The 12,029-nt window shown below is 51.2% G+C and carries 9 protein-coding genes; 2 read left to right on the forward strand and 7 right to left on the reverse strand.

The features are described 5' to 3' along the window. Positions 1-132 precede the first annotated feature (132 nt). From N7E73_RS03735 to N7E73_RS03745, 3 genes are read right to left on the reverse strand one after another with little or no spacing between them, the layout of a single operon-like run. Complete coding sequence (locus N7E73_RS03735) at positions 133-900, reverse strand: aminotransferase class IV (RefSeq protein WP_432737685.1); 768 nt, start codon at positions 898-900, stop codon at positions 133-135. After that, positions 897-2,180 carry an anthranilate synthase component I family protein gene (locus N7E73_RS03740; RefSeq protein WP_432737687.1) on the reverse strand — a complete coding sequence of 428 codons (1,284 nt, stop codon included), beginning with the start codon at positions 2,178-2,180 and terminating at the stop codon, positions 897-899. The genes N7E73_RS03735 and N7E73_RS03740 overlap by 4 nt, the downstream gene beginning before the upstream one ends. Then, on the reverse strand, positions 2,146-2,706 hold the full coding sequence (locus N7E73_RS03745; RefSeq protein WP_432737688.1) for an aminodeoxychorismate/anthranilate synthase component II: 561 nt from the start codon (positions 2,704-2,706) through the stop codon (positions 2,146-2,148). Before N7E73_RS03745 ends, N7E73_RS03740 begins: the two co-directional genes overlap by 35 nt. A gap of 369 nt (positions 2,707-3,075) precedes the next feature. Here N7E73_RS03745 and N7E73_RS03750 point away from each other — a divergent pair, with 369 nt between their 5' ends. Next, a complete protein-coding gene (locus N7E73_RS03750; protein ID WP_432737689.1) occupies positions 3,076-4,236 on the forward strand; it encodes a pyridoxal phosphate-dependent aminotransferase in 1,161 nt (386 codons plus the stop codon). Positions 4,237-4,356: 120 nt separating this feature from the next. Here N7E73_RS03750 and N7E73_RS03755 read toward each other — a convergent pair whose 3' ends face one another. Together N7E73_RS03755 and N7E73_RS03760 are read right to left on the reverse strand one after the other, a co-directional pair. Continuing rightward, positions 4,357-7,473 (reverse strand): efflux RND transporter permease subunit, encoded by a 3,117-nt coding sequence (locus tag N7E73_RS03755; RefSeq protein ID WP_432737690.1) that lies wholly within the window; start codon positions 7,471-7,473, stop codon positions 4,357-4,359. Between the two features lie 21 nt (positions 7,474-7,494). Then, entirely contained in the window at positions 7,495-8,550 is a 1,056-nt protein-coding gene (locus tag N7E73_RS03760; protein ID WP_432737692.1) for an efflux RND transporter periplasmic adaptor subunit, read from the reverse strand. A 293-nt stretch (positions 8,551-8,843) separates the two neighbouring features. On the opposite strand from N7E73_RS03760, the gene N7E73_RS03765 reads away from it, so the two are divergent. Further along, entirely contained in the window at positions 8,844-9,176 is a 333-nt protein-coding gene (locus N7E73_RS03765) for a hypothetical protein (RefSeq protein ID WP_432737694.1), read from the forward strand. 121 nt (positions 9,177-9,297) lie between these two features. On the opposite strand, the gene icd is transcribed toward N7E73_RS03765, so the two are convergent. Together icd and N7E73_RS03775 are read right to left on the reverse strand one after the other, a co-directional pair. Then, positions 9,298-10,440, reverse strand: coding sequence for an NADP-dependent isocitrate dehydrogenase (icd, locus tag N7E73_RS03770; protein WP_432737695.1), 1,143 nt, complete (start codon positions 10,438-10,440; stop codon positions 9,298-9,300). Positions 10,441-11,074: 634 nt separating this feature from the next. Then, positions 11,075-11,959 carry a flagellin gene (locus tag N7E73_RS03775; protein ID WP_432737696.1) on the reverse strand — a complete coding sequence of 295 codons (885 nt, stop codon included), beginning with the start codon at positions 11,957-11,959 and terminating at the stop codon, positions 11,075-11,077. Positions 11,960-12,029: the final 70 nt, after the last annotated feature.

Genomic DNA, 12,029 nt, shown 5'->3' on the forward strand with positions numbered 1-12,029 from the left:
GACACCTTTAAAAAAACGCAACTGCTTCTATATCTTGAAATCCGCCATGGTAGAAATTACCAGAATAACATTTACACGTTGCGTAAGATTAACTGAGCAGACCTATCAATCAAATTATAATTCAGAAAAAAATCACTCTACGAGCAGTATGGTCCGGGCAATCCTGCGTGCTGTCAGATGATCTGCGGAGAAAGAAAAGTCGCCGACAGCGGTGACCGGAATCATCCCACCGAGGGAGTTCAAGGCATAAACATGCTCAAACTTTTCCATATCGGCAAGGTTGATCTCCGCAGGCTGAATAAGGATATGTTCTCCGGCGATTTCCTGTGCCGTGCTGGGAAGCTTATACTGGGTGTCGGGCGCGAAGAAGGCCTCACCCTTGCGGAAAAGCAGTGCAGCGAAGGATGATTCAAGCACATTACCATCAAAATCAGTCAGAAGCGCGTCATCAAAGCCGCTTTCCACTGCTTCCTGCCATGCATTAAGGTAGGACATCCGATTTGTTGTTTTGTGCCGCATCAGAGTTGAAAGAAACACATCCTTTGACGGCAGCAGACGCCATTCCCGATCAGCAACATATTCAAAAGGAACTGCCGTGATGATCGGAGAGGTTCGGCCATGCTCTACAGGGAAAAAGATGTTTACCCGCGCAAAGCTGTTTCCCAGATCATTTGCTTCAAGCACCTCATGGATGCTGCGTCCATACTCAACAGCCTCTTCAATTACATCGAACGCTGCAAGACTTGCATGTGCCCTTTTCAAATGCAGGTCCAGATGGCAGATCCTGCTGCCGTTCCAGCAGATTGTTTCAAAAAATCCGTATCCAGTACGAAATGCCGGCTGGGAAAGGTCAAGACCGCCCTCCCCTTCCATCAATTTTCCATTGCGGTAATAGATCACAGCAGCTCCGGGTTGAGTATTTTTCCGGCCTTCGCCAGTGTCTCCAGATACTCCGCCTCCGGATTCGAATCAATAACGATCCCGCTTCCGGCCCAATAGAAAATATTCCCGCCGTCACCGTCATGCACTGCCGTCCTTATAGCGATGGACGAAACCATATCCTGCGGGCCATGAACGACAATCATGCTTCCACAGTATGGTCCACGTGTGTGAGACTCAAGGTTGTCGATAAGTTCCATGGAACTCTTCTTGGGGCAGCCGGTAATGGAGCCCCCAGGAAAGGCATCAAAAAACAGGTCGATACAATCGCTGCCCTCGGCCAGTTCACCACGGACCCGGCTGAACATCTGTAACAGATTATCCACGGCAAAAACCGACTTGTGGTCCTCGACAACAACCGAGCCGTACCTGCAATTGGCGGAAATATCGTTCCTGACCAGATCAACAATCATGGAAAGTTCGGAGTCTTCCTTAACGGAGTCAGTCAGTTTGTGCTTCAAGTCTTCTGAAAAGTCATCAAATCTAAGGGTTCCTTTGATGGGTTCCGAGGTGACAATTCCTCCTTCCACGCGCAGAAACAGCTCCGGGGAGGTGGAAATTACTGTCTTTCCTCCGCTGCGAAACAATGCATAATACGGGGCCGGGTACTTATCGTTAAGTGCAAAAAACCAGCGCACCGGGTCAACATTTTCAGACGGCAGGGTAAATCTTGTAGTCAGGTTGAGCTGATAGGTCAGCCCGTCCCTTATATGTTCAAGCGTCTTGGCAACACCATCTGTATACGCTTCCTTGCCGAGGGACATTTCAATGGAATCTTTTCCGAAAACCGGCAAGTCTGTTTCGGGAATCGGACGGTTTTCAGCCAGAATACGGATAAAAGAATGCAGGCAGGCGTCATCTCCGTACAACAGTCGGACCTCCCCGGAGGTGGCATCGTGGGTAAAAACCGCGTCATACTTTTTCAGATGAACCAGCGGATAATCAATTTTCCTGCTACTGGAAATTCCGCGCAGCACATGCCCGCACTCATAGCTCACGAATCCTATTGCAGGACTTTTGTCAGCAAAGGCGAATTTCTTTATTTCGGCACGAATTTCATCCGCAGTTGAACCGGCTTCCAAAAGCAGCTCATCCACAGGGCCGAGACAAAGATAACTCACAGCAGAACAGTGATAATCAGCAGCCCCCAGCAGCACATCCGCTCCGCATTCATTTACGAAGTAAAAGGCAGCTTCCCGGAACGACTTAAAACTGACGGGATCTGTAAAACTCGAGAGCATAGTGAATGAATTCTCCGGGATTATCGGTCAGGAAGGACTCAGGATGAAACTGGCAGGCTACGAATGGCAGATTTTTATGTGTAACCGCCATGGGGACTCCAGCTGAATTTTTAGCAATCAGCTCAAGCCCTTTACCGAGGACAGAACAATACAGGGAATGATAGCGGGCCACCCCGGTCATTTTCCCGTTAAAAAATATTTTCTCTGACCGCCCGTGAAAACACCCTTCCAGACGTTCAGTGCGGCCTCCGCAATATTCGTTGATAATCTGCATGCCAAGACAGACACCCAAAACAGGCCTACCGGACTCAAGCGCGGGCTCATAACCGGGATAATCTGCCGGGCATCCCGGTCCGGGAGAAATCACCAACAGGTCGTATGCGTGAAAATCTACAGTACTTCCGCACAACGGAAGGGCCTGAGTGTAAGGGACGACATCAATTTCGACACCTGCAATCTCTCTGGCCAGCAGGTGTTCAAGGTTGTTGGTAAAACTGTCGTTGTTATCAATAAGAAGGATTTTCATATTCCGGTTATTCCCGTCATCTTCATTGGCTGCATGCAGCGGAGTAGTTACTTCAGCAGGGAAGCATGGGCAAGCATGATATGCAGACTCAAAATCCTCTTATTGCGATTCCCGCTGACAATCTGTATATAGCTGTAAATACAAACAGACAAACTAGACCCTTGAGGTATTCCCCGCCACACGATCGTCCGACGAGGAAATCAGCTCCGAGCATTATGGCTGAAAGGACACGGTTCAGCTTCTTTGATCCGCGGAGAAGACTCTTCCGGGGCGTCTAGAGCATCAATTATTCCTCACCGTGCGCAGCGCACCAACTTCCAGTACCGCAGGTCCGCCAAAGGCCTACAGACAGAATTTCAGGAGAAAAGCATGGATTGTATTTCTAAACGGGCCTGTGAAATTACCCCGTTTCTGGTTATGGACGTGTTGGAAAAAGCCCAGCAGATGGAGCGCGAGGGCCGCAGCATAATTCACATGGAAATCGGAGAGCCTGATTTCGACACTCCAGAATGCATAAAAAAAGCAGCCTGCACCGCCATGGACAAGGGCGAAACCCATTACACCCATAGTCTTGGTATCCCGGAACTCAGGAATGCCATCAGCAGGTACTACCAAGAGACCTACAATGTGGATGTAGATCCGGGGCGCATCATCGTCACTCAGGGCACCTCACCGGCCATGCTTCTGCTGTTCACATTTATTCTGGATCAGGGAGACAACGTCATTGTTTCAGACCCCTGCTATGCCTGCTACAGTAATTTCATCTCCTTTGCCGGGGCAGAGGCTAATATGGTGCGCACCTTTGAGGAGGACGGCTTCCAGTACCGCCCTGAAGAGATCAAAAAAGCCGTCAACGAACGGACCAAGGCCATCCTGATCAACTCCCCTTCCAACCCGACCGGGACCCTGCTTTCCCCGGAACGGATGGCAAAAATAGCACAAATGGGACCATGGATAATCTCCGACGAAATATACCACGGGCTGGTCTACGGCGAGAAGGAACACACCATCCTTGAATACACCGACCATGCCTTTGTGCTGAACGGTTTCTCCAAACTCTTCGCCATGACCGGCTGGAGGCTGGGCTACATAATCGCGCCGGAAAAATACGTGCGTCCTATGCAGAAGCTCTGCCAGAACTTCTTCATCTCAGCCAACTCCATGGCCCAGTGGGCCGGAGTCGCTGCCCTGACCGAATCCTGGGACGACGTGAACCGCATAAAGGAAACCTACGACGAACGCCGCAAATTCCTGATCAGGAGGCTGCGTGAAATCGGTTTCGACATCAAGGTTGAACCCACCGGAGCCTTTTATGTACTGGTGAATATGAAGCATCTCGCCGCAAAATTTGGCGGCAGTTCCCTAGATCTGGCCTTCGACATCCTCGACAAGGCCGGTGTGGGAGTAACCCCGGGCATTGATTTCGGTCCCGGTGCCGAAGGATACATCCGCCTTTCCTATGCCAATTCAATGGAAAATATCTCCGAGGGAATGGATCGACTTGAGAAGTATGTGAAAGACAGCTGCTGAGCAGAAAGAAACCTGTAAATGACTGACGGATTTCCAACTTATTTCGGGAATACAAAACAAAAGGGTTCGGTTTGCCATTTAAGACAGACCGAACCCTTCCGCATTTATTCTACTGGAGCTCTACGCTTCAGCATCCTCTCCGCCAATCTTCTCCATCTTGATGAAGAACATCAGCAGTGCCGGAATCATGAACACGGTAAATACCGTGGACAGCGCAAGACCGCCGAGCACAACCGCGCCGAGTCCCCGGTAAAGTTCCGAGCCGGGACCGGGAGCAATGGCCAGCGGCAGCATACCGAAGATGGATGTTGTCGCGGACATGTAGATCGGACGAAGGCGGGAGCGTGTGGCATCAAGAACCGCCTCCCGGTGCTCCATCCCTTCATTGCGCACGTTGTTAAGAGACTGGTGCACGATGAGAATCGCGTTGTTAACAACAACCCCGATCAGGATAACGAAACCGAGCATGGTCAGCACGTCCAGAGGCTGGGGCGCAATGAACAGGTTTTCAAGCTTGAGCCCGAGGAAACCTCCCGCACCGGCCAGCGGTACAGTAAGCAGGATGATGAACGGATAGATAAAGTTTCCGAACAGAGCCGCCATTAGCAGATAGGTAATAACCACCGCAAGCAGGAAGTTCCACTGCATGGCCTCACGTGTCTGGGTCAGCTTGTCGGCAGCACCGGACATGCGTACGTTTACGCCGTCCATTAAGCCCATTTCCTTAACCTGCGGAATAAGCTGGTTCTCTACCACATCCATGGCCTGTTCAAGCGGCATGGTCTTGGGCGGGGTTATCTGCAGGGTAACAGTTCTCTGCCGCTCAAGGTGACGAATCTGGGTGATGCCGTAAGTACGTTCCAGAGTTGAGAGGGAAGAAACCGGTACGGCCCAGCCCTGCGGAGTTGCCACCAGAGAATTATACAGATCTTCAGGGGTGCTTACGCCCTTATCCGAAGCCATGATCTTCAGATCGATCTTCTTCTTGCCCTCTTCCTTGAAGTCCCCGATCTTGCGGCCATCCATGAGCACGTCAAGCGCCTCACCGATCTCCTGACTGGACATGCCGGCAGCACGCAGGCGGTCACGGTCGGGAACGATACGAACCTCGGGATAAAGCATTTCAAGGGACGGTATCGGCCGGACCTGCCCGCCGGGGATGGCCTGCCGGGCCATGCCGAACATCGTTCCGGCCGCGGCAATGAGTTTGTCCAGATCGGAACCGCTGAAGTCAACAGCAACCATGCGGCCCTTACCCAGCCCGGATTCGAAGATTGAAGCCTGAATACTTACCCCGAACATACCTGGAATGGAGTTCATGATCCGGTTGAACAACGGAATAAGCTCAGCCGGGCGCTCCTCGTCAGTGGACATGGCTCCGAAAAGGTTGATGTCCGGAGCGGATACGTAAAAAAGCTGGTCTACCTGCGGGAATCCGTCCTTTGCTTCCTTGAGATGCGGGCCGACTTCTGACGCGATATATTCGCCGATGGAATCGCGCTCCTCGTAGGAAAGCCCCGGCGGCGGAATAAGGATGGACAGAATCAGGTTGCGGTTCCCCTGCGGCAGGTACTCCATCTTCGGGAAAAAGGAGACAACCAGCAGCCCGGAAGCAGCAACAAGAATGAAAACTGTAGCAATACGGGTAGCCCAGTTGCGAATGGCAAGTTCGAGCAGTCCCATGATCCAGCCGGAAGACAGTGTACCAAGTTTAGTAAGAATGTTGGTCCTGACTTTTTTCTCACGCTTGGAAAAGGAATAGAACTGCTTGGCAAGCATGGGGATTACCGAGACCGATACGAACAGGGACAGGGTAATGGCACAGGTTACTGCGATGGCAATATCCTTGAACAACTGTCCGGCCTCTTCCTCAATGAAAACAACGGGAAGGAATACAGCAACAGTTGTCAGGGTAGAAGCCAGAACCGCTCCCCAAACCTCGCTTGCTCCGTCATAGGCAGCCCTGTAAGGGGGCTTGCCCATCCCGCGGTGACGGTCGATGTTCTCCAGTACGACGATGGCGTTATCCACCAGCATACCAACCGCAAAGGAAATACCGGACATACTAACGATGTTCAGTGTTCTACCCAGCCCTCCGAACACAATAAAGGAACCGACAACGGAAATGGGGATGGCAATAGCGACGATGATCGTTGCGGAAAACGACTGCAGAAACACAAGAAGGACTATAATCGCCAGCACACCACCGATGATGATATTCTGCTTTACCAGATCAATTGCCCCGTTGATGTAGGGAGCCTGGTCATAAACCCAGTCCAGATGGGTTCCTTCATTTGCAAGAATACCGTCATTGAGATCCTTGACCACGTCTTTCACATTCTGGGTTACTTCCAGAACGTTGGCTCCGGGCTCCGGCTTGATCCCGACTGCAATACCCGGAATACCGTTGTGAAGCATGGCAACCTTGGCCTTTTCAAAACCGGGGACAACCTTGCCCACATCACCGATGGTAACCCTCTGCTGACCTGAAGAAGTGATGACAACGCTCTCAATCTCTTCAGGGCTGCGGAATTCTGAAGTGGTACGGATACGATAGTCACGCCTACCCACTCCAAGGTTACCTGCAGCAACGTTCGCGTTTTCGCTTTTCAGAACATCAATGACCTTGGCAATGGTCAGATTGTAGGCAGCGAGTTTTTCCGGAGCAATGATGACATGCATCTCCCTCTCGGTTCCACCGCCCACGAACAGGTCGGCCACACCGTCAACTCGTTCGAGGTACTGGCGTACATCGTTTTCAAAAAAGGTGGCGTACTCGTCAATGGAGTGCTTGTTTTCCGGCAGGGTCTTGAAAATCATCCAGATGACCGGAGAAGTCGCCGCGCCGGTTGCCGAAATGATCGGGCGGTCGGAATCAGCCGGGTACTTCTTTACTTCATTGAGCTTGTTGGAAACCCTCAGCAGGGCATCGTCAATGTCGGTACCGATCTTGAATCGCAGGGAGATTCGCCCGAAACTGTCAAAGCATTCGGACTCCATCTCCACCAGACCGGTGACACCTTTAAGAACCTTTTCCTGCTCCTCAATGATATCACGCTCGATTTCATAAGGAGTGGCACCGGTCCAGGTGGTTTCCACGGTAATTTCCGGTTCAGTAACCGAGGGTGAAAGCTGGTAGGGAAGATTGGAAAGAGCCAGACTGCCGAACAGGACCAGCAGAATGACCCCAACCAGTATCGATACCGGTTTTTCAATTGAAAATTTAACAAAATCCATTAATTGCTCCGGACAAGTGTCCTACTTGTTATCTATGACCACGGGCTGGCCGGGTCTGAGTCTTTCATTTCCTTTGGTAACGATGTCCATTCCGGGCTTGAGCCCCTGACCACGCACCCCTGCGCTCATCCCCTTGTAGCCTATAACCTGCACAGGGATGGGCTGAGCCTTACCCTCGACTACGGCAATTACCATGGTGGTACCACGCAGGGTGATTACTGCATCACGGGGAACAACCACAGTTTCGCTGGCAAGACCGGAAGGCAGGGAAACCCGTGCCTCCATACCCTGAGCAAGACCGCTGTCTCCGTTGACCCTGATCTTGATGGGAAAGGTTCGGCTGGCAACGTCACCACGCGGGATGACGGCAAATACCTTGCCGGTGTAATCCTTGCCGCCGACATTGATGCCCACTTCAAGACCGGGCTTGACCACCTGGGAAACTTCCTGCGGAACGTTTACAACCACGTCGTAGCTGGTATTCATACCCAGTTTGGCAACCTCGGCACCCACTGCAAGCCATTCGCCGAGATATACGTCACGCTTGATCACGACCCCGTCAAACGGAGCACGGATGGTTTTCTTTTCCAACTGAATCTGAAGCCGATGCAGCTTGGACTGGGATGATGCCAGTTCGCTCTCCATTGCAATGGCCTTAAACCTCTTTGAATCATACTCACCCTCGTGAACCGACCCACTCTTGTAAAGCTGGGTGATTCTACGGTCATCGCGCTTGGCCAGGTCGTAATTGGCCTTGGCTTCGGCATAAGCAGACTGGGCAGCCCGGATCTCGGTGTTGAGCAGGTCGGAGCTGAGCTGAATGAGCACAGCACCTTTTTTGACTATATCCCCCTCTTCAACTTCAACCCGTACGATCTTTCCGCTTACCTCGGAAGCCACATCCGACACCTCAGAAAAGTATACGGTCCCGATATAATTTGATTGCGGAGCAACCTGACCGGCCTGGGACTTGGCTGCCACGACATTGGCAGGAGGCATCTGAGGGGCTTTGTTCTCGGCTGCATAAACCGGAACAGCAATCAGAAGAAAAACAAAAAAAATAGCTATATTGCGCATAAGCTGTCTCCAATATAAATTATAATCCTTCGGGAGGGCCAACTGTACTTAAGTTCACCGTTTAGTCAACACCGTTCACAGAATGATCATACTCGGGGCGGTCACTCACCGAATCATACAAAACGCTGAAATACGCGTCTGTTGCGTCGCCTTATCCGATGTCACTATCTATGGAAGCATTTATAATTACATTTTTAGGGTAAAGTAAGGTACAGTTGAAGGCAAAACAGGACCACACAGAATAAATTCAAAAATAAATCATGATATTTCAATATATTGACAAGGCATACAGAATGAAAAAACTGCTGTTCTTTCTAATATCGGTTTATGTGCTTTGCGCTTCAGTTCCTGCTGAAGCCCTGACTATCCGCAACAAATGTTCCTACCCGGTAGCCGGGTCTCTCAAGAGCGCTGAAAGCAATGTGAATGTTGCCCAATTCAGGCTCGCACCGGGGGAAAAAATCAGGCTGCTCAAGGGATTCAACAAGACAAAACTCATCATGCACATGACTCCGGATGTCCATCAGCTGGATGAACTTGGAGTAAACAAGGCGGAGATAGACAACCCGGATACATACATTGAACTGAAGCCGGGCGAAAAAGGTATAACTATCGAGATATATTAATCCTGACATTTTTTATCAAAAACACATAAAAAACCCTCCCAAGCATACGCAAGGGAGGGGGTCATACTTTCAGTCTCAGTCAGTGCCGGTAATAACTGCGTAATCCTGTTACACAGACTTATTACAGGTTGGCGAGGATGATCTCACCGAACTCTTTACAACCGACCTGCTCGGAACCGCTGATCTGGCTGGCCAGATCCACGGTGACCTTTTTGGCGGAAAGAGCTTTTTCAACAGCATTTTTGACCAGCACTGCAGCTTCGCCCATGCCGTTGTTCTCAAGCAGCATGGCACCGGAAAGAAGAATGCTGCCGGGGTTGGCAAGGTCTTTGCCTGCGATGGTCGGGGCTGTTCCGTGAGTTGCCTCGTAGATTGCCAGCTTGTCACCCATATTCACACCGGGAGCGAGACCAAGACCACCGACCTGAGCGGCAAGCGCATCAGAAAGATAGTCGCCGTTAAGGTTGGTGGTGGCAACAACGCTGTACTGTTCAGGACGCATGAGCAGTTCCTGGAACATTGCATCAGCAATGCGGTCATTGATTATGACTTTGCCGTCTGCTGCTTCGCCTTCCTTCACAACCTTTCCTGCGTACTCCTGCTCGGCAAGGTCATAGCCCCACTGGCGGAAACCGCCTTCAGTGAACTTCATGATGTTGCCCTTGTGGACCAGAGTAACGGTCTTGCGGCCCTGTGCAATGGCATAATCAAGAGCACTCTTGACCAGGCGCTTGGAACCTGCGGGGGTTATCGGCTTGATACCCACGCCTGCGGTAGGATCAACCTTGGCACCCATCTGATCCACGAGGAACTCGATTACTTTCTTTGCTTCGGGAGATTCAGAGCTCCACTCGATACCGGCATAGACGTCTTCGGTGTTTTCACGGAATACCACGATGTCGACCAGATCAGGTCTTTTTACCGGAGATTCAATGCCCTGGAAATAGCGGATGGGACGGATGCAGGCATAGAGATCAAAAACCTGTCTCAGGGTGACGTTAAGGGAACGGATGCCTTTTCCTACCGGGGTCTGCAGGGGACCCTTGATAGCAAGGTCGGCCTTGGCAAGGGTTTCCATGGTGGCCTGAGGCAGATACTCACCGGTTGCAGCATAAGCCTTTTCACCGGCCAGCAGCTCTTTCCATTCAATTTTCTTTTCGCCGTAGGCCTTTTCAAGAGCGGCATCCAGAACGGGACGGGCTGCAGCCCATACTTCAGGACCGATTCCGTCACCTTCAATAAAATATACGGTTTTAACAGACACAAGGATCTCCTTTGTTGATGGGCACAGCTCCGGTTCGATACAGCTGTGCGGTGGATATGCATTAGACAGGGCTGGACGGTATTTAAGATCATTCCTTAAGCTGAATAGAACCGGAATATGCCTGCGCCCGCATGCCGGAACAGCGTAATTGAGCACTGCGCATGGTTCAGCCGTAAGCCATGCCTGACCTGATCAGGTACGGCCATCGAACGGACCGCACCGAACATGAAAGCAACACAATGAATTCCGCTTGAATACAGATTTATCGGGAATACCCGGCAAGAAAATCAAGGCAGTTTCAAGAAAGTTGCAGGAACTGCGTATTGCGCAGCAGTGTCGCTCATTCCCGATTATGAACTTCTACATATTTCAGATCATCGGATAGAGGGAAAAGCGGCAATATTGTTTCCGGACTACCGGATTCAGACCGCAGAGATAAGTCATTCTTGCAAAAAAGTAAAGATATGCCACCACATGCGCGCAATTACGCATATATTTCGCACATGGAATAAAACTGAAAATTTTCGTCAGCAGTACCACTTTCATTCTGCACAGAGTTCAGCATTGCGCAAAATGAAAAGGGAGGCCCGAGATATTCGGACCTCCCTTTCTGAGCTGTATCCGCTCATCCGTGTTAACCACCGATGAGCTGCATTGCCATCCTGGGCATACCGTTTGCCTGGGAGAGCATGGCCACTGCGGACTGAGTAAGGATCTGGTTCCTGGTGAACTCGGTCATTTCAGTCGCTACGTCCACGTCGGAGATTCGGGATTCCGAAGCCTGAACGTTTTCAGCCTGGATTGAGAGGTTGGTAATGGTGTTTTCCAGTCTGTTCTGGAGAGCACCGAGATTGGCGCGGATCTTATCCTTGGATATGATTGCATTCTGCAGCTTCTCCAGGGACTGCTGCGCCAGGGCCTGCGTGGAAACGGAGTTTCCTGCGGCAAGTCCGACACCGAGAGCGGAAGCGGTGGAGGTGTTGATGGAGATGTAGTAGTAGTCTTCCGCGGAGTCGTTACCGGTACCGAAGTGAATCTTCACCGGACCGGTGGAGGTGAGTCCAGCACCACTGTGGGCACTGTTCTGACCGGACATGTTACCGTTGAGCAGGTGGATACCGTTGAAGTCGGTGGCGTTGGCGATACGGGTTATTTCTGAAGCCATGGCCTGATATTCAGAGTCGATGATGAGGCGCTGGTCAGAGTTGTAAGTACCGGTTGCGGCCTGAGTTGCCAATTCCTTCATACGGATAAGCTTTTCGTCGATGACCCCGAGTGCTCCATCAGCAGTCTGGATCATGGAGATGGCATCGTTTGCGTTTCTTATACCCTGGTTCAGGGACTTGATATCCGAACGCATAAGTTCGCGAATTGCGAGACCGGCTGCGTCGTCAGCCGCTGTTCCTACACGAAGACCCGAGGACAGGCGACGGGTTGAAACACCGAGGTTACCATAGGATTCCTGCAGGTTGCGGCTGGCATTCATTGCCATCAAGTTGTGATTGATTACGAGCGACATAATAATTCCTCCTTGAATTATTCGAATAAATTCGCCTGAGCGGTTCCGTCCGCTCCGACCTTGTTACTGG

Origin of the sequence: Maridesulfovibrio sp. FT414 (assembly GCF_050916235.1) — a bacterium.
GTDB lineage: Bacteria > Desulfobacterota > Desulfovibrionia > Desulfovibrionales > Desulfovibrionaceae > Maridesulfovibrio.